This window comes from Rhodoferax ferrireducens T118, assembly GCF_000013605.1.
Taxonomy (GTDB): domain Bacteria; phylum Pseudomonadota; class Gammaproteobacteria; order Burkholderiales; family Burkholderiaceae_C; genus Rhodoferax; species Rhodoferax ferrireducens.
The window spans coordinates 236,749-260,462 of sequence record NC_007908.1; the positions used below are offsets into that span (position 1 = coordinate 236,749).

The 23,714-nt window shown below is 56.8% G+C and carries 23 protein-coding genes; 17 read left to right on the forward strand and 6 right to left on the reverse strand.

The genetic code is table 11. The annotated features are described in order from the left end of the window. Positions 1-38: 38 nt before the first annotated feature. The 3 genes from RFER_RS01200 to RFER_RS01210 are packed head-to-tail and all read left to right on the forward strand — an operon-like array spanning position 39 to position 2,847. Positions 39-764: an amino acid ABC transporter ATP-binding protein gene (locus RFER_RS01200; protein ID WP_011462569.1), complete on the forward strand. Its 726-nt coding sequence runs from the start codon at positions 39-41 to the stop codon at positions 762-764. Positions 765-812: 48 nt separating this feature from the next. Then, on the forward strand, positions 813-2,090 hold the full coding sequence (locus tag RFER_RS01205; RefSeq protein ID WP_011462570.1) for an NAD(P)/FAD-dependent oxidoreductase: 1,278 nt from the start codon (positions 813-815) through the stop codon (positions 2,088-2,090). A gap of 43 nt (positions 2,091-2,133) precedes the next feature. Continuing rightward, positions 2,134-2,847, forward strand: coding sequence for an aspartate/glutamate racemase family protein (locus RFER_RS01210; RefSeq protein ID WP_011462571.1), 714 nt, complete (start codon positions 2,134-2,136; stop codon positions 2,845-2,847). An 11-nt stretch (positions 2,848-2,858) separates the two neighbouring features. Here the strand turns inward: RFER_RS01210 and RFER_RS23830 are convergent, their stop codons facing one another. Next, positions 2,859-3,002 (reverse strand): hypothetical protein, encoded by a 144-nt coding sequence (locus RFER_RS23830; protein WP_166485624.1) that lies wholly within the window; start codon positions 3,000-3,002, stop codon positions 2,859-2,861. On the opposite strand from RFER_RS23830, the gene RFER_RS01215 reads away from it, so the two are divergent. Then, positions 3,001-4,191: an amylo-alpha-1,6-glucosidase gene (locus RFER_RS01215; protein WP_041789993.1), complete on the forward strand. Its 1,191-nt coding sequence runs from the start codon at positions 3,001-3,003 to the stop codon at positions 4,189-4,191. The two genes, RFER_RS23830 and RFER_RS01215, sit on opposite strands and share 2 nt — an antisense overlap. 120 nt (positions 4,192-4,311) lie before the next feature. Here the strand turns inward: RFER_RS01215 and RFER_RS01220 are convergent, their stop codons facing one another. Together RFER_RS01220 and RFER_RS01225 are read right to left on the reverse strand one after the other, a co-directional pair. Next, positions 4,312-4,590: a hypothetical protein gene (locus tag RFER_RS01220; protein ID WP_011462573.1), complete on the reverse strand. Its 279-nt coding sequence runs from the start codon at positions 4,588-4,590 to the stop codon at positions 4,312-4,314. Positions 4,591-4,751: 161 nt separating this feature from the next. Next, entirely contained in the window at positions 4,752-5,537 is a 786-nt protein-coding gene (locus tag RFER_RS01225; RefSeq protein ID WP_011462574.1) for a cytochrome c3 family protein, read from the reverse strand. A gap of 328 nt (positions 5,538-5,865) precedes the next feature. Between RFER_RS01225 and RFER_RS01230 the strand changes: the two genes are divergently transcribed. The 4 genes from RFER_RS01230 (at position 5,866) to RFER_RS01245 (ending at position 10,600) form a co-directional block, all read left to right on the forward strand. Further along, the gene (locus RFER_RS01230; protein ID WP_049765591.1) at positions 5,866-6,630 is read left to right on the forward strand and encodes a Tll0287-like domain-containing protein; all 765 of its coding nucleotides are present in this window, start codon (positions 5,866-5,868) and stop codon (positions 6,628-6,630) included. Positions 6,631-6,699: 69 nt separating this feature from the next. Then, on the forward strand, positions 6,700-8,160 hold the full coding sequence (locus RFER_RS01235; protein WP_049765592.1) for a sensor histidine kinase: 1,461 nt from the start codon (positions 6,700-6,702) through the stop codon (positions 8,158-8,160). Positions 8,161-8,166: 6 nt separating this feature from the next. Then, positions 8,167-9,570, forward strand: a complete 1,404-nt coding sequence (locus tag RFER_RS01240) for a sigma-54-dependent transcriptional regulator (protein WP_011462577.1) — start codon at positions 8,167-8,169, stop codon at positions 9,568-9,570. A gap of 22 nt (positions 9,571-9,592) precedes the next feature. Further along, on the forward strand, positions 9,593-10,600 hold the full coding sequence (locus RFER_RS01245; protein WP_011462578.1) for a Vgb family protein: 1,008 nt from the start codon (positions 9,593-9,595) through the stop codon (positions 10,598-10,600). 31 nt (positions 10,601-10,631) lie between these two features. On the opposite strand, the gene RFER_RS01250 is transcribed toward RFER_RS01245, so the two are convergent. From RFER_RS01250 to RFER_RS01265, 3 genes are read right to left on the reverse strand one after another with little or no spacing between them, the layout of a single operon-like run. Further along, on the reverse strand, positions 10,632-11,192 hold the full coding sequence (locus tag RFER_RS01250) for a hypothetical protein (RefSeq protein ID WP_011462579.1): 561 nt from the start codon (positions 11,190-11,192) through the stop codon (positions 10,632-10,634). Continuing rightward, positions 11,189-11,980, reverse strand: coding sequence for a cytochrome c3 family protein (locus RFER_RS23250; protein ID WP_084795413.1), 792 nt, complete (start codon positions 11,978-11,980; stop codon positions 11,189-11,191). Before RFER_RS23250 ends, RFER_RS01250 begins: the two co-directional genes overlap by 4 nt. Beyond that, entirely contained in the window at positions 11,967-12,512 is a 546-nt protein-coding gene (locus RFER_RS01265) for a hypothetical protein (protein WP_011462581.1), read from the reverse strand. The genes RFER_RS23250 and RFER_RS01265 overlap by 14 nt, the downstream gene beginning before the upstream one ends. 435 nt (positions 12,513-12,947) lie before the next feature. Between RFER_RS01265 and RFER_RS01270 the strand changes: the two genes are divergently transcribed. From RFER_RS01270 to RFER_RS23835, 9 genes are all read left to right on the forward strand, one after another. Beyond that, on the forward strand, positions 12,948-13,616 hold the full coding sequence (locus RFER_RS01270) for a cytochrome c3 family protein (protein ID WP_166485625.1): 669 nt from the start codon (positions 12,948-12,950) through the stop codon (positions 13,614-13,616). A gap of 156 nt (positions 13,617-13,772) precedes the next feature. After that, positions 13,773-14,774: a cytochrome c3 family protein gene (locus tag RFER_RS01275; protein ID WP_166485626.1), complete on the forward strand. Its 1,002-nt coding sequence runs from the start codon at positions 13,773-13,775 to the stop codon at positions 14,772-14,774. Positions 14,775-14,776: 2 nt separating this feature from the next. Next, positions 14,777-15,589, forward strand: a complete 813-nt coding sequence (locus RFER_RS01280; protein ID WP_011462584.1) for a tetratricopeptide repeat protein — start codon at positions 14,777-14,779, stop codon at positions 15,587-15,589. Between the two features lie 285 nt (positions 15,590-15,874). Continuing rightward, positions 15,875-16,564: a cytochrome c3 family protein gene (locus tag RFER_RS23255; RefSeq protein WP_011462585.1), complete on the forward strand. Its 690-nt coding sequence runs from the start codon at positions 15,875-15,877 to the stop codon at positions 16,562-16,564. 267 nt (positions 16,565-16,831) lie between these two features. Beyond that, complete coding sequence (locus RFER_RS01290; protein WP_011462586.1) at positions 16,832-17,986, forward strand: NHL repeat-containing protein; 1,155 nt, start codon at positions 16,832-16,834, stop codon at positions 17,984-17,986. Between the two features lie 58 nt (positions 17,987-18,044). Beyond that, positions 18,045-20,102, forward strand: coding sequence for a hypothetical protein (locus tag RFER_RS01295; protein ID WP_011462587.1), 2,058 nt, complete (start codon positions 18,045-18,047; stop codon positions 20,100-20,102). A 2-nt stretch (positions 20,103-20,104) separates the two neighbouring features. Further along, positions 20,105-21,136 carry a 6-bladed beta-propeller gene (locus tag RFER_RS01300; RefSeq protein ID WP_011462588.1) on the forward strand — a complete coding sequence of 344 codons (1,032 nt, stop codon included), beginning with the start codon at positions 20,105-20,107 and terminating at the stop codon, positions 21,134-21,136. After that, complete coding sequence (locus RFER_RS22865; protein ID WP_049765595.1) at positions 21,133-22,890, forward strand: cytochrome c3 family protein; 1,758 nt, start codon at positions 21,133-21,135, stop codon at positions 22,888-22,890. The genes RFER_RS01300 and RFER_RS22865 overlap by 4 nt, the downstream gene beginning before the upstream one ends. Before the next feature lie 88 nt (positions 22,891-22,978). Next, positions 22,979-23,617: a cytochrome c3 family protein gene (locus RFER_RS23835; RefSeq protein WP_011462590.1), complete on the forward strand. Its 639-nt coding sequence runs from the start codon at positions 22,979-22,981 to the stop codon at positions 23,615-23,617. The last annotated feature ends 97 nt before the right edge of the window (positions 23,618-23,714 follow it).

Genomic DNA, 23,714 nt, shown 5'->3' on the forward strand with positions numbered 1-23,714 from the left:
ACTCATGGCGACAGCGAAGACGACGAGGAATATCCAGCATGATTAAGTTCAACGAGCTCAACAAATGGTACGGCGCGCATCACGTTCTGCAAAACATCAATCTTGAGGTTGCCAAAGGAGAAGTCGTGGTCGTTTGCGGGCCGAGCGGGTCTGGGAAAAGCACTCTCATCCGTTGTGTCAACGGCCTGGAGAAATTTCAAAGCGGCACTTTGATCGTCGATGGCCTGAGCGTCGCCAACGAGGCAAATCTGAGGCAGCTTCGGATGGAACTGGGCTTTGTCTTCCAGCAATTCAATTTATATCCCCACAAGACAGCACTTGAAAATGTGACACTTGCGCCGATACATGTTCGAAAGTTACCCAGGAAAGAAGCCATCAGCCGCGGGCGCGAGATATTGGAAAAAGTCGGTTTGGGCGACAAATTCGATGCTTACCCCCAGCAGTTGTCGGGGGGGCAACAACAACGGGTCGCCATCGCCCGCAGCCTGTGCATGCAACCCAAGGTCATGCTTTTTGACGAGCCGACCTCCGCGCTTGATCCCGAAATGATCAACGAGGTTCTGGATGTGATGGTGTCCCTGGCGAAAGACGGTATGACGATGATTGTTGTCACGCACGAAATGGGTTTTGCCCGCAAGGTGGCCGATCGCGTGGTGTTCATCGACAAGGGTGTCATTGTTGAAGTTGCCGAACCCGAGGCCTTTTTCACTGCGCCAAAGAATGAGCGAACGCGTGAATTCCTGGGGAAGATTCTTCAGCATTAGGTCTCACAGCCGTTCCAGAAAATTACAAGAACTTCAGAAAGATATTTGATGAGTCACACGGGTAACACTGGGACAGAGAGCAAACGTTCGATTGCCATCATCGGGGCCGGCGTTGTCGGTGCGGCGTCAGCCTTGGCTCTAGCGGCCGAGGGCTACTTGGTCACGGTCTTTGATCATGGCGAAATTGGCGCTGGCACGAGCTCCGGCAACGCCGGTGGCATCGTCACGGGAGCCGTGACGCCAACCGCCACACCGGGCGTTCTTCGATCAATTCCATCGTATATCCTTGACCCGCACGGTGCGGCTGTGTTGCGTCCATCGTACTTCTTTCAGGTGCTTCCTTGGCTGCTTCGCTTTATTGAAGCGGGTCGCCCGACACGCGTTTCGACGATCGCCAGGGCACTTGATCCGCTCGTCTCCAAGGCCATGCAATCGCACCTTGCATTGGCCGATGTGAGCGGTAGCCGTGATCTCATCCGGCCCGTGGGTTGGCTGAAAGTCTACGGATCAGATGCCGGGTTTTCAGAAACTGAACTTGAGCGCGAATTGATGACGCGACATGGCGTTAATTTTTCCGTCCTCACTGCCGACGAGGTCGCCGATCTTGAACCCAAGCTCAACAAAAATTCATACACACGTGGCCTGTTCCAACCCGATAGCGGCTTCGTCAACTACCCCATGGGTTTGACACAAGCCTACTTTGAAGGCGCGCGACAACGTCAGGCGCAATACATTCAGGAGTGCGTCCTGGAAGTCCGCCCCAGCGAGGGTGGTGGCATCTCTATCAAGACGGATAAAACCTCCCGACGGTTTGATTCCGTGGTCGTCGCTGCGGGAGCGTGGTCAAAGAAATTTGCGAAACAAATTGGTGACAGCGTCAGCCTCGACACGGAGCGTGGTTACCACATTTCGTTTGGCTCGACGGGTGACGAGTTGTTACGCCGCCCAGTCGGTTTCCCTGAAAAACATTGTGTTTTGTCACCGATGCATGATGGCATTTCCCTGGTCAGTGGGGATGAACTGGCGGGGTTGACCGCGCCGCCAGACTACCGACGCATACGCGCGCTGGCACCCTTTGCCCGTAGCGTGCTACCTGGCCTTGCCGAGCAGACGATTCAGCGTGAATGGATGGGCTATCGCCCGTCAACGCCGGATTCCTTGCCTGTGATTGGGCGCTCGCCAAGCTGCAGGAACGTGTTCTATGCTTTTGGTCACGGACACTTGGGACTCACCTTGGCAGCGATCACGGCCCAATTGATTGCCGGTATGGTCAGTGGCCGTCCAGATCCCTTTGACCTGTCACCCTATCGAATCGACAGGTTCTGAGCCGCCGCACGATGAAAAATGAACGCGCCTGCTGGAGTGAATCATGATCAATGAAACCGAGTCCGCAAAGATCGGCATCTTGTGCTGGGAAACAGGGCAGGTGCCCAGAGGCCTGCAGCAACTTGAATCCTTGCGTGGCAACAGCACCAATCCCGCGTCGTATGGTTACCCGGTCAGGCTCCATCCCGTGCGCGGTGCCAATGTCCACACGATACTTGAAAACCCGGATCAAACCGTGCTCGGCACGATGATCGCCGACGCCAGGACGATGGTATCGGAGGGTATCAAGGCCATCACCACGAGTTGTGGATTCAATGCCATCTTCCAGCGGGAACTGGTCGAATCCGTTGGTGTGCCGGTATTTACGTCGAGTCTCCTGCAAGTACCCTTGGCAAGGCGGATTTGCGGCCTGCAGAGCGAAATTTGTATCATCACTGCCAACGCGGGGGCTCTGCGCTCGGAGCACCTGACCTCGGTCGGTATTGCAGGCACGGATGGCTTGCATATCCTGGGTCTCGAACAATGTGCGGAGTGGAACAGGATGTTCGCCGAACCAGATGCCGAGATCGATCTCGACGTCATTGAACAAGAAGTTCTCGGCACGGCGCGTCGAGCGCTCGATGAGCATCCCGGCATTCGGGCCTTTGCTCTTGAATGCACGGATCTGCCACCTTATTCGGCGGCGATTCGAAGCCAGTCCGGCCTGCCGGTATTTGATTTCATCACCATGGTCAATTACCTGCATTCAACCCTCTGACTCTGCCGACCTCATAGTGGGCGCATCGGGTTGGCATGTGCTTGACGCTCTTGCCTGACAAAGCCCATGCGCAGGCCGGCGGCGCGATGCGGTTGACTCAGGTTCTGCGAGAATTCCCGGTTGCCGCGCTCATTGGCGCTTATGCGGAGGAACATGACAAACCTCATCGGAGATGGGCTGGCGAAAATTGAGGCATGCGCGCAAGCCTCGTTGGCGCTGCTGCAGCACAACCTCACACCGCACGGTATTCTCGCGGCCAGCCGGACCGAGGCCGCAATAGCACGAAGATACACGCGTATATTCGCGCGAGATGCAGCCATTTGCGTACTGGCAATGTGCGGCAGTGGAGACGAGTTGCTGGAGCAGGGCGCGGTGGACAGCCTGGACGTTTTGGCCACTCAGCAGGCGGGAAACGGGCAGATTCCAAAATATGTGGACCCCGAGGGCCAGGATGCCGATTTTTGGTACCTGGGGTGCATAGACTCCACGCTATGGTGGCTGATTGCGGTAGACCATGTCCACCGTCAGGGCGTCATCGATCCCGAGCGCTGGCAGGTCGAAGTTCAACGGGCGATCGCCTGGCTGCTGGCCCAGGAGCACCAGCACTTCAGGCTGTTGCAACAAAATGAGGCCAGCGACTGGGCCGACATCATGCCGCGCTCTGGCTACGTGCTGTACTCCAATGCCCTGTGGTACGAAGTAAAACGGCGCTACGGCCTGACCAGCATCCAGACGACGCATCACCACTTCAACCATCTATTCAATCCCTTCCAGCGCGATTTGCCCGAGTACCACCGGGCTCGCCTGTTGCAGCACTATGCCCGCCGCGGTCAGCGTGATCCGGGGCTGTACCTGAGTTTCGTCAACCTCTCTTTTGCTGGCAATGAGGGCGATGTCTTTGGAAATCTGCTGGCCATCCTGTGCGGCTTGGCCAGCGAATCAACCGGCCATCGCATTGTCAAGACCATCATCGCAGCGAACGCAAGTCAACCCTACCCGATTCGGGTGGTGCTTCATCCGCTGTCGCGCCAGCACGAGCTTTGGCGTCCGTACATGGCACGTCACCAGCAGAACCTGATGCACCAGTACCACAACGGAGGCATATGGCCGTTCGTGGGCGGCTTTTGGGTCATGGCGCTGGTTCGCCTTGGCCTGCGGGAACTGGCCTGGCAAGAGCTCACACGGCTCTCCAGTGTGAACGAGCTCGACGACTGGCGGTTTACCGAATGGTTTCACGGCCATTCGCTCCAGCCCATGGGAATGGCAGGACAGAGTTGGAATGCGGCTGCCTTTCTACTCGCGCGGCGCGCGGTTCTTGGGGTCTCTTCGTTTTCAGCGCCATAACGGTTGGCACACCAAGCCAGCACTGGCTGTTTGACGCGAATGGACTAGCCCATGCATCTTGTCGATGCAGCCCTCGGAGCGCGCGTCGTTCTTCACAGAGACTTGGGCAATTTCGCCGCGTCACTTCGCCACCAGCCCCAGTTTAAGCGGCACCGGCTTACCGACATCGGATTCGACCTTCTCAGGCGCCGCCGCGGCGGCGCGGGCGGGGTCGACGCCGGCTTCCTTGAGCGCTGCCAGAATCGCTTCGGTTCGCTGCGCACCCAGCTTGGCCAGGGCATCGGCGGCCAGCGGCTGGTTCTGGTTCAGGCGCTCCTGCAACTGGTTGTAGAAGGCACTGGCATCGGCCACCTGCGGTTCGCCCTGGATTATCTTGCCGACGCGCTGCCAGAGCGGCAATTTCGTCTGGGAGCACCAGCAGCGCGGCCACCATGGCAGGTGACCGGGAGCAGCAAGTGGGACAAGGCTATAGCCCCCGCCAAACTAGGTGGTGCACTCGAGAATAGTCCTATGGACTATGCTTCAGTATTTGTAGCGCCACCCTGTCAAGGACAGCCTAGTTATTTCGTATGACACTGGAGGCAGAGCGAACTTCCCGCCATGCCTACCTTCACCAGACCCTTGCTAGTTCCAGTGCTGCCTGCCACCGTATAAATGTTGTGGACATCGTGGCAGGAAGAGCACTCCACTTTACCGCCGGACAGCATCATCGTGGCGATGGTGCCGGACCTGCTGGCCGTGGAGCCAATAGTCACGGTCTTTGTTGACGGGTCATTCAGTCCCTTGTCTGCAGTCGCCAAGGCGGCGTCATAAGTGATCCCAATCGGATGGTCATTAGACAGATTGGTGCCGAGGACACCGCTGCATCCCAGAGGGTTGGTACAGCTGCTTGCTTCAGCAAGCGTCATACCGCCTGTAGCACCGCCGTAATCAAGGACCCCTACCGTGCCGTCGTGACAGGACAAACAGAGTTTGGAGACTGAACCCGGTTGGCCAGGCGTTGCATTCATCGTGGATGATGCGTACAACGTGTAACTGGTGTTGTTTGCCGCGCGGTTCCAAAGCGGGCCTTGCGTGTTTGTATTGTGCGGCGCGTGACACATGACGCATACCTGTTGCTCAAACCCAAAAGACCAAATGCCGGGATCATGTGCCGTGCCTTTGATCCCCGCGCCTGCAGTCTGGGCAGTAGCCACTCCCAAGATCAGAAACAGCATCGCCCCGACCAACATTCTTATTGGATCAATCAACTCAGTTCTCCCAAAAAATATCTCCACGCATAACCGTAACCAACATTTACTTTCGCAGGGCAAAAGCATTTTTCGCGCCACGATGTTGTGGTTCATCCAGAAAAGTGATTTGGGTCGAATAACTACGCGCCAGGCAGTTGTTAGCTGCGAAGCGGTTTACTAGAATTCTCAAAGCATGGAAAAACGGCTGACGACATTCCCGTTTCAAGGAAAACACTTTGCTGTAACGGGGTGCTGGCGCCAATTAAATCGCCCTGAGTGGATGAGCTTTGGCAGCATATTGCAGGTACGATCCACGACAAATGAAGGTTTCAAAAAGACCAATTGAAAGAAAGCCGAATGCGGCCCTTCATGTTGCCCAATTTTTATGCTTTTGCTGGCATGACACAAAGCAGACGATTCACCTTGCTCGGCGTAACCCAACATGCAAAAACTGAAACCTTTCACACCGTTCGAGGTATTCCAGACTCTGGAAGCGGTTTTGCAGCCGCTTCGAAAAATCAGGAAATGGGGAGCCTTGCAGACGAGGAAATTCGGTAAGGAGGTACAAAACAGGGCTAAGAATCGACGTCCGCTGACGACTGGCATCTTGCTGTTTTTGACAATTCGGTTTCTGGCCGGAGTCTTGACAACGGTGAGCATGGCAGGCTTTTCCCCGGCCGCACATTCACAAGAGAGTACTGAAAGTAGATCGGTTCAGGACAGCCGCAAGGTTGCTCTCCAGGTGTCGCAGGACTTAAGAACCCAACTGATCAGGGAAATGCAGTTGAGTGGCCCGCTACGCTCGCTCGTGGCGTGCAAATACACTTGCCCCGAGATTCTTTCCATGCAGTCGCGCAAGACCGGCTGGAGAGTGGCAGCGGTAAGCCTGAAGCCACGAAATTCGGCGCTGGGCATGGCCGATGCATGGGAGCAGAAAGTGATTGCCGACTTCGATCGCCGTGTAGCTAAAGGCGAAAAAGGGGAGACGCTTGAATTTGTCGAAATCGTGAGCGAGCCGCAGGGCAGGTATTTCCGCTACGCCAAGGCGATGATGGTGGAGCGTCTGTGCCTGCAATGCCACGGTTCGAGCGACCAGCGACCCGACTCGGTAAAGGCACAATTGGCCACCGACTATCCGTTTGACCAGGCCGTCGACTTCAGGATAGGCCAGGTATATGGCATCGTCTCAATCAAGCGAGGCGTTTGATCGAACGCCTCGTTTTAAAAGAGTGAACATGAGTCCATTTCAGCAGGGTCTTGCCCTGCCCAGACCAAAGTGAAGCTCACGCTGCGAGCCAAAGGCATCTTGGCTTTCATGGCATTGGTGGCTTACGTAGGAGCAGGTGATCTCATCCTGTCGCAAGAGCGCTCGAATCTGTTGCTCTACTTCTCAGAAATGGAGCGTATCTATACAACGGAAAGCGCGCTCGGAAAGACTACTTATGCCGTCTCCCATTCCATGCTCAAGTTAGAGGAAAGGTTCTTTTCCAATGACAGCCTGCCCCCAGCGTTTGAAGAGCATATTGCGCTCGATGTGGAACTGATCCAGGCGGGTCTGATGGGATTGCAGGACTATTACCCGTGGCTTAAAAAGAGGAATGATCGCCTGGACCAGGATATGGCCAGACTGCGTACCGAACCCTCGCATGGCAGCATGGTCTCGCTGCGAGAGCACGGAAAGGAACTAAGCAGTGAACTGGACCAGATTACCAGGGAATTGCGTGAGCGCAAGAGCCTGCTGTGGCAACGCTACCGCAACGAGTATGACATCATGTCGTTCACTGCGGCAGTTATGACTCTCGTAGGCGCGCTAATTTTCGGCGCACTGATTGCGCTGTTTCTCACGCGACTGGCATCCGATATCAGGAGGCTTGCAACGCGTGCGTTGGATATTGTGGTCGGCTATCGGGGACCCCCGGTAGAGGTCACGCGTGACGACGAGGTAGGCGATTTGATGAAGGCGATCAACCGCATGCAATCCGAATTACGACTGCGCGAGCGGCAGCTGGAAATTTCGCGCGAACAGCGCTTTCACAAGGAAAAGATGGCGGCCATCGGCTCGCTAGCCGCAGCCGTTGCGCACGAGATCAACAACCCGATTGCAGCGATAGCGGGAATCGCCCAATCGCTGAAAGACTCCGGCCGACACGCGTCGTGTGCAGAGTTCGGTATCGATCCATCCGACCTGATACTGGAACAGGCCAAACGCATCACTGCCATTTCGCGACAGATCGCCGAGCTCACCGCACCGCACTCACCAGAGCACGAGTTGCTCGATCTGAATTCGCTGGTGCGCAATACATGCAATTTCATTGCTTACGACAAGCGCTTTGACAAGATAGAAATGGCTCTTAATCTTGATTCCCAGATACCCGCAATCAACGCCATCGCCGATCATCTGACGCAAGTGCTGATGAACTTATTGATCAATGCGGCTGACGCGCTGGAGGATGTCCATCAGCGCAGTCCGACGATATGGGTGGCGACGTTGGCGACAAAAAGTGAGCTGCTATTGACGGTAAGCGACAACGGCAAGGGGATGGACAGTTCCGTGCTGGCGCACGCATTCGATGAAGCCTATACGACGAAGCCGCCCAACAAGGGCCGCGGCCTTGGCCTGTTTTTGTGCAAGTCCCTGCTCGAGAGCTGCGGCAATCGCATCGAGCTAGAATCGACGCTCGGGGTTGGCACTTCAGTGCGAGTCCGTCTCACGCTGGCGTCGCATCCCGGAGCCTAAGCAAGCATGCCATCTCTGAACGTTTTAGTTGTTGACGACGAACCGGCATTGCGCCAGATTCTTGCTGCCGCAGTGATCAAAGCTGGCTATTCGGTGGAACAGGCCAACGGCGTAAAACAGGCCGCGACGATGCTTTCCCGCGGGGACTTCGATGTGGCACTATGCGATATCAAGATGCCCGACGGCAACGGTATCGAACTGGTACGCAATTGCCGTGCCGCCGGTATCGAAACGACGTTTATCATGGTTACGGGATTTGCTTCGATCGAAACGGCTGTCGAAGCGCTGCAGGCCGGGGCGTCGGATTACATCACCAAGCCAGTACGCTATGAAGAGGTGGCGCACAGACTTTCTCAAATCGACGCGTTGCGCGGCTTGCGCGAAGAAAATAAGGCCTTGCGCAAGGTTGTAAGCGATAGCTCACCCAAATTGTACCGATTCACCTCGCCCGGAATGCTCGAAGTAGAGAGACTAGCGGGAAAAGTAGCGCCCACTGACTGCACGGTCCTGATCACCGGAGAAAGCGGCACCGGCAAGGGCGTGGTGGCGCGACTGATCAACGATCAGAGCAAGCGGCGCACTGGCCCGTTTTTGCAGGTCAATTGCAGCGCGGTGCCCGAACACCTGCTGGAGAGCGAGTTTTTCGGACATACCAAAGGCGCGTTTACCGGTGCCGATCATGCCCGCAAGGGGCTTTTTTTGCAGGCCAACGGTGGCACCTTGTTCCTTGACGAGATTGGCGAACTACCCTTGCACATGCAGACCAAACTGCTGCACATGGTCGAGGACAAGGAGGTCAGGGCGCTAGGAAGCGAGCAAGTGCGCCATGTCGATACGCGCATCATCGCGGCGACGAATGCCGATCTTGTGAACCTGGTGAAAGAGGGTAAATTTCGCGAAGACCTGTATTTTCGGCTCAGCATGTTCCAGATTCAGATACCACCATTGAACGAGCGGCAGACGGACATGCCCGGACTGATCCGTTTTTTGCTTCACAACCTGTGCCCGAGCGGATTGGGAACAATGGAAATTGATCCTTTGGCAGAAGAAATTCTGCTGGCTCATAGATGGCCAGGAAACGTGCGAGAACTTGAAAACGTAATCACCCGCGCGTGCATCCTGGCGGAAGACAACCGCATTTCGGTCGCTGACCTGCCCGCGACGATTATCCAGACAAACTTACCAAAGACATTGGCCGGTGCGGCGATAGGCTCCAATGGCTCCCTTCGCGATCAGATGCGAAAATTGGAACTTGAAATCCTGCAGCGTGCGATCGAAGGTGCGGGGGGCGATCGCAAGCTGGCCGCACAGAAATTAGGAATCGGCTTGTCTAGCCTGTACCGCAAGTTCGACGAGTTTCAGCCCGATGCATTGAGCAGCGGAGACGCTGCGCCAGTGCACCCATCCTAAGCCTGGCGAGCCAGAACTAAAAATGGACTTCAAACTGATACATGTATTGAAATGGGGGCTGCTTGCCCTGACTGCTATCGTTACTTTTGAGTCGCTGGCGGTAGGCTCAGACGCCAGCGTGACACTGGGCACGCGGGTGGTTGCGGGGAAAATAACCGAGTGGCAGGTGCCAGTGCCGAAATTTGCGCGTGATCCGGCTATCGGGCGCGACGGAAATGTTTATTTCGCAGTGCGCTCGGGTGACCAAATTGCCCGCTTCGACCCAAAGTTGAAGATCTTCCAAGATTGGAACGTACCTGTTGGAACGCAGCCGCTGGGCGTGGTTGTGGCGCGCGATGGCAAAGTACTCTTTGGCGGTTTCGGCAACGGCACCGTCGGCGAACTCGATCCATCCACCGGCAAGATAAAAATATACCTTATCCCGTCCGTTGACAGCAATCCTTATACGCTGGTATTGGATGGTGAGGACAACATTTGGTTCACGCTGCGAAAAGTCGGCAAAGTGGCGAGGCTTGAGCGCGCTAGCGGCAAAATCACAGAATACCCGATTGGCGACAAGCCATACTCAGTGGCATTGGATCAAAGCGGCAATGTTTGGGTCACACGCATGGCCGCCGACCGGATAGTGCGCTTGGAGCCAAAGACCGGCAAGGTCACTGAGTTGTTACTGGGTTCAGGATCGCATCCACGACGGACTGCGGTGGCGCCGGACGGTATGCTGTGGGTCTCTCTCTATGGCACGGGTAAGCTGGTAAAAATTGATCCCACCGTATGCCGAGTGATCAAAGAATATGCGCTTCCAGGCGGGCCGAATGCTGGCCCCTATGCCGTAAACGCAGACGCAAACGGACGCATTTGGGTCAGCGAGATCCAAACCGACAGCGTGATCATGCTCGATCCCCGCAGCGAGGATATTCAGATTTTCAAGCTACCGACAAAGAATACCGGGATACGCAATGCTGCCATTGATTCCGAGGGGCATTACTGGTATGTGGGCAGCCAGGCGGGTAAGCTGGGTGTCATTGAATAAAAAGCTGACGACTGAAGGCCGCGTAGGCGCTTCAGGACAAGAGTTTATTCAAGTCTTCCACGGCGAGCAGCAAGGTCTGCGGCGATTTACCAGCCGACACGGAGGCCTCCAGTTTGGCCACTTGATTGCGTATGGCAGTGAAACGAGTGCGTTCTTGCGCTCTCCAGGCCATGGCAAGCGCCAGCACTTCAGTTTGCGGGTGACTTGAAGGATCGCTTGAAAAATCGAGTTTGCGTGTCTTAGCGATCAGCTTTGTGAAATCTTTCAAGACCAGATTTTCGTGGCGGCTCCAAATTTTTTGAGCAACCATCAGCGCAGTCAGGTTGACCAGAGCGAACACGCCCAGCACCGCGAAACCTTCTGTCACGAGGCGCGTCAGAATGGGCTCCGTCTGCACGAGATGAACTCGATACAGGCTCTCCTCAAGCAAGTTGTTGAGGTGCCAGTATGTGACCCATGTCGACACGCACACCAGAGCTACCTCAAGAACCACCAGAGCGATCAGCAGTGACCGCTGGATGGATTTATCAACGTAATTTATTTGACGCCGGTAAGCGGGCCGAGAGGAGGTGCTGGCAGCGACAGGTATCATTTGGCGTGGCAGGCTAGACAGAGCGCCGAACGCTCATTGGAGACGACCAGCTTGCCATGTTCTTTCTTATAAGCCTCATGGCAGGAAATGCAGCTGATTCTTCCATCTGACAACAAAATTTTCTTTTGTGCCAACTGATTCTCCGGTTGGAAGCCGCCTCTCTTGCTCGCGTCACGGTAGCTGCGCCCGATTGGGTGAGGAGCCGCACCGCTGGCATGACGCAGGACGCCGCTGCTGCCGATGCTGACTGATCCGCCATCCGAATGACTGCCTGCGTGGCATCCCAGGCAATGCAAGGAATGCACATCGATGTCGATGGTGCTGCGCCCGCGACTCACATCCAAATGTCCCGAAATTACCATTGAAGTTCCTGCATCTTTCATGCTACGGAAAAATGCTTGATCATGACAGGTCAAGCAGAAATCCTTGCCATGTTTTTTGCCACGCAGCAGGCCAGGCTCCCTGCCGTGTGGCAAATGGCAGGTGCTGCAGGTCAGATCTCCTTTCCAATCGAGCGGATACTCAGCGGGCAGGCTTCTCTTTGGCGCAAAGCCGCTGGGGTGGCTGACCTCAATCGCCCGCGCGTGGCACCTTGCACAAAGTAGCTCTTGGGATGAGACCAGCTTCGACGCCTGGTCCTGGTCGACATTGGGTCCGGCAAGATGACAGACGCCACAGTCTGTTCTGGCTGGATGTCCGTTCCCGCGGCCTACATCCGCATGCAGCAACGCTGCCATGCCCAAAGCAGCGACGCCGAAACCGGCGATGAACCATTTATAAGTTGACAAGCTGTTCTGCTTTTTTCAGGCGGGCAATCCCCGTTGCTAACGCTGTTGAGTCTTCGGCTTCGCTAATGGGCGCCAATGCATTCTCGACCTCGCCGAGTGCTTGTTTCAGTTCTTCGTGTTGCGCGCGCAGAGCCGAAACGCTGGCTTCGAACTCTTCCCATTCCCGCTGCAGGCTGTCGGTATGTCGAATTGGCAGCGGTGCGACCAGTCCATGATTGATTAGAAGTTCCAGATTGCGTGATATCCGGTACAAGGGGCCGGCAATGCGAAAGCTGGCGTAGATAGAAAATAGCCATGCGGTGATACCTGCGAAACTGACCAGCGCGAAGCCGAAGACCAACATCGCCGGACCCAAACTCACCTTGCTCAGGGCAAAGGCACTGATGATTTGCCTATAGCCGCTCGCTTTGCCGTCACTAACCAAAATAAGCACTAGCAACAATCCCAGAAAGGATGCGACTGCCACGCGTAGACCGATTTTGGCGACCATCCTGACATCTGGCGCAACATGGACGTGGTGGCTCTTGCGCATATCTAATTATTTTTTACAGTTTTCGTGAAGCGTGGATTAATGTGGATCAGTACCGGGTACAGAGGCTAGGAGTCTCAAAGTAACTCCATGCGATCGAGCATCGTGTAGCTAAAGCAAATACCTTGCCAGCGCATGTGTCTACTCTGGTGCTGTACCAAAGCTGCATGTTGATTTTCCAGTTCTTGAGAGCGATTTTCCCGTATTTGAGAATGGCGACATCTCGGATGACGCCTCAATCCCACGGGCGTCACACCTGAAGCGGAACGCTCACGGCATCCAGAAACACGCGCTTGTATTGGCATATATCGTGCTTGAAACCATTTATTGTCATAGTCATGAGCAAGCAATGTCTTCTATTCTTCCTGCGTTCGGCCGAATCCACTGCTATTGCGTTCGTTCCGAAAATATGCTGGAGACGTCGCTATGAAGTGGTTGATGGCAATTGTCTACATGTTGCTGCTATCGCCAGCCCTATACGGTGGCAGCGTCATCGGTACGCGCCATGACCTGAGCACAGCAGGTACGCCGCAGGTGTGCGAGTTTTGTCACACGCCGCACGGCGCGAACACCAACCTTCAGGCCCCATTGTGGAACCGCGCCGAAACGACGCAGGTGTTTACGCTGTACGGTAGTCCGACAATGAATGTCGCTGTCGGGCAGCCCCGCGTGGCTTCGCGCTTGTGCCTGAGTTGCCATGACGGCGTGAATGCCAGCACCGTGGTTCATGGCAACAGCGTAAGCACGAAACACGACCTCGTGAAACCGCCAGGCCACCCCGCCCCCGATATGACTTCGGAACCCAACTGTGAACGGTGTCACTCGGATATGTACGGCGGCAAGAAGCGAACGCTGGTGCTTGGTACCGACCTGAGCAACGATCACCCAATCTCCATCGACTACCCCACTGCGGCTCAGGATTCCGCATTCAAAGCACCCACCGACGCCCAGAAAGGCTGGGGCGGAACATCGCCCAATGAAGTGAAGCTTTACGCCGGGGCGGTCGAGTGCGGCTCTTGCCACAATGTGCATAGCAACGACTTTGCGCCGTTCCTGCGCAAGTCCAATGCGGCAAGTGCTCTGTGCACCACCTGCCATGCCAAGTAAGCAGCGCGAGCCCGCTGCCACATGCGTTTCACTCAAGGAAGTTCAATGACCCCTACACGCGGTGCTTTTGCCGTTTTGTTCTCGTTCGCGTTGGCGGTTTCAACCGGCCTCTTCGCGCAAACCACTCAGCCCAAGTCAAGCGCGGCGAGTGCCGACGTGTTGGCCGAAAAAGCCGCTGCTGCGCCAGCGGGACGTGCGTCCGCACCCCGATCACTGGTGCCGCTGCCGGCCAAACCGGCACCGACTTCAAGCCACGCGCCGTTCGAGGCGGGCGACTGCAAGATCTGCCATCAGAACGCAGACCCCAAGCACCCTGGTCCAGTGTTTAAAAAGGGGCCGGCCCTGTGCCTGGATTGCCATGAGGAATTCAATGGCGTGATGAAGCGAGCGCACACGCATGCGCCGGCACGCACCGACTGTACTAGCTGTCATAACCCACACAATTCGGTGTTCTCCAAGCTGTTACATCTGGAGCCACGGGCTCTGTGCGTCAGTTGCCACGAGAAGATCGGAAAACTTCACGACAGTGCCAAAGTGCCGCATAAAGCGCTCACTACTGGTAAATACTGCAGCAATTGCCACAACCCGCATGGCAGCACGGTAGAGAAGCTACTGATTCAATTGCCTTTTGACCTGTGCGTTAACTGCCACAGCGTCGATACCATGGCTGATGCCAATGGCAAGAAGCTGCAAAACATCAAGGCTTGGCTGCTTGACAACCCGAAGCAGCACGGGCCGGTGGCTTCCAAGGACTGTAACGATTGTCACGAGCCCCACGGAGGTGATCTCTTCCGCCTGATCAACCAAGACTATCCGCCAGAGTTTTATGCCCCATACGACGCCAAAAATTACGGGTTGTGCTTTGGCTGTCACAGGGAAAAAGCGTTCTCTACCGCGCAGACGGCCACGCTCACCAGTTTTCGCAATGGCGCCACCAACCTGCATTACCTTCATCTGCAGCAATCTGGTCGTGGGCGTACCTGCCGTGCCTGCCATGAGGTGCACGCAGCCAAGCAGGATCACCTTATCCGCGACGGCGTGCCTTACGGATCGGGCGGCTGGATACTCAAGCTGAACTACAAGAAGACGGCAACCGGCGGCTCGTGCGAAAAGACCTGTCACGCGGAGAAAAGCTACGCCAATCGGACGGCGCCTTAGCAATGAATATCGCGGCCCTGCTGGTGCTGGTTGGGCTGGTGGCGGTCTTCCAACCGGCCAGTGCGGCGCATGCCGCGATCGGAACCCCGGTTGCGAGCACCGAGATGCCCACCCTGGAGGGTGGGAAAGCCCAGGTAATGGGAAACGTCGAGGCCAACGTGCTGGTGTTCTTTCGCCCGGATCAGCCGCGCTCGGCGGGCGCGCTGCGGGAGTTGGCGCGCTGCCAGAAGGATTTCGCTGGCAAGTCCGTGCGTTGGGTGGCGGTAGTCCCCAGTTCCGCATCGTTGCCAGGCGTGATGACATTGATGCGCGACACCAGCTTCGCAGCTCCGGTGCTGCTGGACAATGGGGATGCGCTTTACGGCAGTCTGGGCTTGGACCTGCATCCAGTGGTGGTTATTGTTGGTCGCGATCAAAAACTGGCTGCATTTGAGCCGTTTCGGGTATTGGACTATTGCACCGTCATCAGCGCGCGTATCCGCCATGTGCTGCGTGAAATCTCCGACGCTGAATTGGGTGCCGTGCTCGATCCACCCAAGGCTACGCAGGGCGGCAACGAACAGGTCGCACGGCGCTATCGCGCGTTTGCCGAGGTCCAGTTCAAGAACAAGGATTACGACAAAGCACTCGTCAGCGTGCGCAAGGGCCTCGCCAAAGACCCCCTGCTGGCACCCGCACATGCCCTGCTGGGCCAGATTCTGCTGGCTCAGGGCAACTGTGCCGACGCGGTCCCCGCATTCAATCAGGCGCTGCTGCTTGACGGCGCCAGCACAGTTGCCAGGGACGGCCTGGAACGCTGCAAGTCGGCGCGCTGACGCGCATGTTCCCGAAATCGGGAAAGCAGCTCACCATGTTTCCAAAACCTGGAAAAACGGGGGCTGGCACTAGCTGGCCTGTGCCATGGCAATCAGACTAGTTCCCGCGCTTGCACCTCCGATTCTTTGTAAGTTATTGATTTGCAAACAGTTGTCCCCCATCCCGAGAAGAAGTTGATATGGCTCAACCGATACGCGGGCTACTGGCATGGCTTATGCGTTGGAGACAGTGGATACCACGGAAATAGTCGAAACAACTTTTGATCAAAGGAAAAGGAACACAAAATGAAATCCCAATTGAGATGTTTGAAATGGGCCGGGCTGGCAGCCGCATCGCTGCTATTGACGCTTGGCGCGACATCGGCGCAGGCGGCCATCGGAACCATCGTTGGTTCAGTGCACGATTTCTCCACCACAGGCCCCAACGCGACCTACAAAGGCACAAGTACTCAGGTTTGCATCTATTGCCACGCGCCCCACAATACCGGTTCTACGCTATTGTGGAATCGTGCTACTAATGGTGCAACCTACTCTCTATATAGCTCCACAGTCAGTTCCACAATGAACGCCACAACGGGGCAACCGGGTGCCGTTTCCAAGCTCTGCCTGTCCTGCCATGACGGCACCGTTGCGATCGACAGTTTTGGCGGCGCCACCGGAAGCAAAATGGTCACGGGCGCACCTTTGCTCGGCACCGACCTCAGCAACGACCACCCAATCGGGTTCCCATATAACGCTGCACTCGTAACGGCTGACCCTGGTTTGCGCGCCGTTAGCACTGCCGCAACCATCGGCACCGGTAATGTGGGTACGATTGAAAGCAAGATGCTGTTCGGGGCCTCAGGGGCAGCCACCGTGGAGTGCGCTTCCTGCCATGATGTGCATAACAGCACCTCGGGAACCGCAGTGCAAGCCAAGCTGCTGAAAGTTACCACAGTGGGTAGCGCGCTCTGCACAACTTGCCACATCAAGTAGTAAACAGGCGGCTCGCGAAGCGTTTAGACCCGGCTCGCACGGCCAAGGCGGAACAAGCCGCTCAGGCCGTGCAGTTGGGTAGATATCAAAACCTTCTGTTGAGGGAGGCTAGCAACACGCTACCCAAGCGCTTGACAGTCCCCGCAAGAGAGGTTTTTTTGGGACTTCCTTAGTTGCCTTTTCCATACCCTTGACCTTGACTCCTCTGATGTTGCCTCCTTTGCATGCCCACGCTTTGTTCAGAATACACCGCCAATAAATCTGCTCATGCCCAACTCATCAACGACCATGTTCCTGCCTACTCGACTACGATTTTTCAGTGCACTGCTCGGCGCGCTTATGCTGCTGTCCGGCTGCGTCACGCAGCCTACCAAAGCACCGCTGCAAAAAGAGGCCGTGTTCTACCCGCGAGCGCCGGATGCGCCGCGCGTGCAGCATCTGGCCACTTTTGCCAGCGCGCGCGATCTGGAAACCGCCAAAGAAAGTGGTGGGCTCAAGGATTTTCTGCTCGGCGAAGAAAAAGTCGAGGACGCCTTGGTGCGTCCTTACGGCGTGGCGATGTCCGATAGCAAGATCTACGTCGCCGATAGTCGAGGCCCCGGCTTGGCGGTTTTTGACCTCAAAACCAGAAAATTTTCACTCATGTCGGGGTCGGGTGCTGGACGCATGCAGCGCCCCATCAATGTAGCCATCGACGCAGACGATACCAAGTACGTGACTGACACCGCGCGTAATCAGGTACTGGTCTATGACAAGGGCGACCGTTATCTTGCAGCCTATGGCGGCAAGGATGAGTTCAAGCCGGTCGATGTCGCGATTGCCGGCGATCGGCTGTATGTGGTGGACATCGAGCACCATGAAGTCCAGGTGCTGGACAAGCGATCGGGGAAACTACAGTTCAAATTTGGCAAGTCCGATGTTGATAAAGAGAAGTCATTGCATCAACCGACCAATCTTGCCGTTGGCCGCGACGGGGACATCTATGTTGTCGAAACCGGAAACTTCCGCGTTGCGCGTTTCACGCCCGAGGGTAAGTTCGTGCGCCATTACGGCGAAGCGGGTCAGGCGCCGGGGCAGTTTGCACGGCCCAAGGGGATCGCGATGGACCGCTCCGGTCGCATGTACGTCAGCGATGCGGCATTCCAGAATGTGCAGATCTTCGACGGTCAGGGGCGTGTGCTCATGGCTTTCGGGCAGCCAGGGGGGGATTTGCCCGGTCTCAACCTGCCAGCAGGTGTTGCCATCGATTACGACAACGTGGCGCTGTTTCGCAGCCTCGCAGACCCCAAATTTTCCATCGAGCACCTGATTCTGGTCGTGAGTCAATTTGGGCCCAACCAGGTTGACGTCTTCGGTTTCGGAAAAATGGCCGGTGTTGACTATCCCCAGGACGAGAAGCTCGAATCCAAACCGGTCCCGTGACGGCGCCTGCCACCTGAACCGCAGCCGCGCAATACGGGTCGCAAACGTGAATCAGTCTATGCCCAACCGGGCAGCCTGCCTCATTACCCGCCTGGCGATCGGCGTCGCCTTGTTACCCGTAGTGAGCAGTTGCTGGGCCCAGGCCAGCGCGCCTTTGCGGCTCAAAAGCGCATCGGAGATTGCGCCGTTTCGAATCATAGGGATAGACGGCTACGTCAAGGCGCGCTATTTGACCGATGACAGTAGCAGCGTTGGGGCAGCCGGCGGCACGCCGGTGCGCGCCACGCAGTCGAACCTGAGCGAGGAGATTTACCTCATGACGCACAGCTACATCTATCACCCCAGCCTGCTGCTGCTCGATCTGGGTGGTGGCCCGATCATTGACAAGAGCCAGGACGGCGGTGACGGGGTAGGAACGAGTGCAAGACGGCAAATGTTCAACCTCAATGGGCGTGCAACATTCCTGCGTGACAAGCCTTATACCGGAGCATTTTTTTACGACCGCAGTAACCAGACCCAGAGCATGGGTCCAGCACAGCAGATGTTCAACGAAAATACCAGGTATGGTGCAACCTTTTCGCTGCTCAGTCCGGTTACCCCGGTGCCAATGCAAGTGGAACTCACCCGCTCCACGAGCCAGGGAAAAGGAGCTGAACAGGTCATGGATGACCGTATCGATCAGTTACGAATCAAGATGGATGCCACCATAAGCAAGTTGGGTGGGTCAACGTTTCAATTCGTGGGTACGCGCCAGGACTCTGCCAGCGGCAGCTCCGGCCTGCCGATTCAGGCCAGCCGTTCCGCCAGCGACAGGGCGAACCTGGATACGCGCCTGAAGTTTGGGTCGACGAACGAATACGAGCTCAGCAATGCGGTCGCGCTGAATCGGAGCAGCTTTACGGGCGGCCAAGGCTCGCTGGCGAATCAGAAGGACGCCAGTTTCGGGCTCGACCTGCGCGGAAGGCACTCCGAGGAGTTGCAGACCTACGGGCGATACAACGTCAATGCCAGTCGGCAGGATGGTCAGTCGATGACCCTGAATGCGGCGAGCGCCGGGCTCAGCTATCGCGTCAATCCCGACCTGTCTGGCGCACTCGCAGTGCGCGGCGAGGTCAATAGAGCGAGCCAGCTAAGCTCGACCTTCTACGCGATTGACGGCTCCGCCCAATACCGGCAAACGCTGCCACTGGGCCAGGCGACTGCGGGCTACAACGTCTCCTATAGTCAACGCGACCAGCAGGCAACATCGCTGCAAACAAAGATGCTCGGCGAGCATGTGACCTTGGGCAGTACAAGCTTCGTTTCATTGAGCAAGCCGCAAATCATAGCCAGCACAGTGGTAGTCACCAATCTGACGCGTACACAGACCTTTGTCGAAGGCGGCGATTATTTGCTGTCCCAAATCGGCCTTGAGTTGCGCATTCAGCGGCTGATAGGCGGCAATATTCTCGATGGACAAGAGGTCTTGATCGACTATGACTATTCAAGTGGCGGCAGTTACGCGGCGAGCCAGCTTGACAACACGCTCAGCCTGAGCTGGTCGTACAAGAGTTACCTCAACTTCTTCGTGCGCCACCTTGCTTCGACACCGCGACTCGAGTCCGGCTCGCCGACTTCGCCGCTCAACTCGGTCAATAGCACGTTCTACGGTGCGCGCACCGACATTCCGCTATCGCTGCTAACGCAGGAATTCCTGCTGGGTGGCAGTGCCGAGCGCGAAGTTCGACGCGAAACCATCTCGTCCTACAGACGCGCCAATCTTGAGGCGTATGTTCAGACGGATTTGCCCCTGGTCAGAAGCGGCAATATCCACATAGGCGCTCGGCAAATGCAAGTGAACTACGAAGACAGCCCGTTGCAAGCGGTGAAGCTGACAGCCGTAGATATTCGTCTATGGGCGCGCATCGGCTATGGCATCGATCTATCCGCCGAAGCGAGTCGCCACCGTGATACCGGCGCGCCGGAGCTGCGGGAAGGCTCGGCGGCATCGGTCAGGGCACAGTGGCGCCAGCGCAAGCTGCTTTGGACACTCGACCTGACCCGTGTGCATGATGCCCAGGGCTTGGCCGAAAGAACGCGCACCTATGGACAGCTGTTATTAAGGAGAGACTTTTGATCATGACGCGCGCTTATCGCTTTGCCATGGCACTGGGACTGCTGCTTGCGCTAGGCGTGTTGGGCGCTTGCGCGCCGCTCCCGCCCAAGCCAGCGGATCAGGCGCCGTTGGCGTGGCCGGACCTTCCCAATCCACCGCGCATTACCTTCGTCAGGCAATTTTCCAAGCCGGATGATTTCAGCATTGGCAAGGGTTTTTTCCAACGTCTGGGAGATCTGCTCTTCGGTGCCCGTGGAGAGCGGCTGATCCGACCCTTGGCGGTGGTCACGAACAACGGTGTGGTGTTTGTCGCCGATCCTGGTGCCAATGGTGTGCACCGTTTCGATCAGACGAAGGCGCGCTACGATCTGATCGTCGGTGAAGGCGGCCAGGCCTTGCCTTCGCCTGTGGCCCTGGCACTGGGTAGTGCGGGCGAGGTGTACTTGACCGATTCCAACCGCGCCCAAGTGCTGGTGATTCAGCCCGGGGCCGCAATGGCGACGCCGCTGGCGCTGCCGGACATGGCTCAACCCACTGGAATCGCGTTTGACAAGAGCAATGGCAATCTCTATGTTGTCGATACTGGTGCACATCGCGTCAATGTGTTTAAGCCGGATGGCACCTTGGTCTTCAGTTTCGGTGCGCGCGGCGATGGTGCCGGGCAGTTCAATTACCCGACGATGATTTGGTTTGATCGCGGCGGACGCTTGTACGTGACTGATTCTCTCAATTTTCGCATTCAGATGTTCAGCCGTAACGGCAAGTACCTGAGTGGCTTTGGGCAAGTGGGTGACGGTTTGGGTGACAACATACGCCCGAAGAGTGTCGCCACCGACAGCCATGGGCACGTCTACGTCGTCGACGCGTTGCACAATGCGCTGCAAATTTTCGATGTGCTAGGCAGATACCTTCTCTCGGTCGGCTCAATAGGCAATGATCGCGGTGAGTTCTGGCTGCCTGCCGGAATTTTCATAGATGAAAACGACCTGATTTACATTGCCGACTCGTACAACCAGCGGGTCCAGGTATTTCGCTATATTGGAGGACCGTCGTGATCAAGCACCAGTTCGCAGCGCTTGCCGCTGCGGCAACAATGGTCCTGCTGCTCTGGGCGGGTGCACCCGCTCAATCGGCGAGCATAGTTGCCAACAAGCACAATCTGTCGGCTACGGGTCCGGGCACGATCAAGGCCACATCTGAAGGCGAAGTCTGTGTGTTTTGCCACGTGCCACACAATTCACGGGCCACCGGTCCGCTGTGGAACCGCGACCAGCCGGTCGGCTCCTACACGCCCTACACCAGCAGCACACGCAAAATCTCCGCCCCCGGCCAGCCGACTGGTGCTTCACTCTTGTGCCTGAGCTGCCATGACGGAACCATCGCGCTAGGCAAGGTCAGCAGCCGCACCGCCAACATCGCCATAGCTGGCGGCAAAAATAATTTCCTCCTCGGTGATCAAAGCTACATCGGCACTGACTTGTCAGACGACCATCCGGTGTCTTTTCTTTATTCGAGCGTGCTCAGCAATACAGAGCTGCGCACCCCGACCGGCGCCGTGAAGCTCGACGCCAGCGGGCAGATGCAGTGCACCTCCTGCCACAGTCCGCACGACAATGCCAACGGCAAGTTTCTGGTGGTGAGCAACATCAAGTCGGGACTGTGCACCAACTGCCACAACAAGAGCTACTGGGCGGCCAGCGATCACCAGACCTCGACCAAGACCTGGAATGGCGTGGGGACCAATCCCTGGCTGCACACAACGAATACGCCCCAAAACGTCACCAACAACGCCTGCGAGAGCTGCCACCGGCCGCACACGGCGCCGGGCAGACAGCAACTGCTGAACAGTGCAACGGAAGAAACGAATTGCCTGGTATGCCACAGCGGCACGGTGGCGACATCGGCCAAGAATATCCAGATTGAGTTGAATAAAACTTCCCAACACAGCGTGGGCGCCTATCTGAATGTGCACGATGCGGGCGAAGCCAACTTGATGACGACCGCTCACGTCGAATGCCAGGACTGCCATAACCCTCATTCTGCCAATAGCACAGCCGGCTCTGCACCTGGCACCACGCCGATTGCGTTGCCGGGCTCACTCAGCAACGTGCGCGGCATCACCATCAGCGGTGCGGCGGTTAGCCCAGTCACGGCCGAGTACCAGATTTGTTTGCGCTGCCATGGTGACAGCACCAGCAGGACGCCGGCATCGCGCACCGCGCGCGTGATCGTGCAAACCAACACGCGGCTGGAATTCGATACTGCCAATCCGTCCTACCATCCGATTGCCGGCGTTGGTAAGGCGACCGGGGTAACCGGCAAGACGGTCCCCAGCCTGATTGCGCCCTGGACGACAACGAGTGTGATGAATTGCAGCGACTGCCACAACAACAACGCGGGGCCAAACACCGGGGGCACTGGTCCCAACGGCCCGCACGGCTCCACCAATCCACTGTTGCTGGAGCGTTCCTACGTGGTGACCGATCCGGCGACAGAAAGCGCCGCTAACTATGCGCTTTGCTACAAATGCCACAGCCGGACCGCCATTATTGGCACTGGCGCGGGTAGCTTCAAGGAACACAACAAACACATTGTTGGCGAGACGACCTCTTGCAACGTCTGCCATGACCCGCACGGCATCAGCAGTACCCAGGGCACGGCTCTGAGCAACAGCCGATTAATCAATTTCCAAACTGGTGTTGTAACCAAGAGTGGCGCGCAGGCCATTCGCTGGGAGCGTGTGGGCACGACCGGCGGTCGCTGCTACCTGTCCTGTCATGGGAAAGACCACAACGGCTTGTCTTATTAAAGTGTGACAAAGCAGGAACATCCAACGTGAAGCAAGGGGCGCACAAAGGCATAGCGGGTAATTGAAGGATCACGAGTCGGAAAAATGAATGAAAAATACACCTAGTCTCAAGGCAAGCCTGGCATGGGCGTTGGCTCTGACCTTTACTTTCGCATTGCCGGTCCTGGCTCAGAACCGGGACAAGGACAAAGACAAAGACAAAGCATGCCTTGAGTGTCACGCCGCCGTCGCACAGAAGAAGGTGGTGCATGCGGCGGTTCATATGGGCTGCAACAGTTGCCATAATGAAGTCGAATTGAACACAGTGCCGCACAAGTCCAGAAGCAAGACCGCAAAAGAGCGCTCGGCCGAGAACGCCGCGATGTGCGCCAATTGCCATGACAAGAAGTTGTTTGAAGGAAAAGTAGTTCACGCTCCAATTGCGGCGGGCGAGTGCAATGACTGCCACGACCCCCATGCATCGGACAACCTTGGACTCCTGAAGAAAGAGCCTGCGACGCTGTGCCTGGACTGCCATCCCGACATCAAGAAGGGTCCCCACGTCGTCGCCGGATTTACGCGATCCGGGCATCCTCTGGGCGATGAAAAGAAAGAGGCGAAGGATCCGCTACGCTCGGGCAAGAAATTCTATTGCGGCAGTTGTCACGAGCCCCACAGCTCGGAACGTCCCAAGCTCAACCGCTTCGGCTTGGGCATGGTTGCCTGCCAGAAATGCCACGAGAAGTGATGCGCACGAATAGGCTCCGACGGAGCGTCTGATGAAAAGTGAGCGATGGCTGTGCAGGCCTCGGAGCGCGCGCCGCTTTTCACCAGAGACTTGGGAA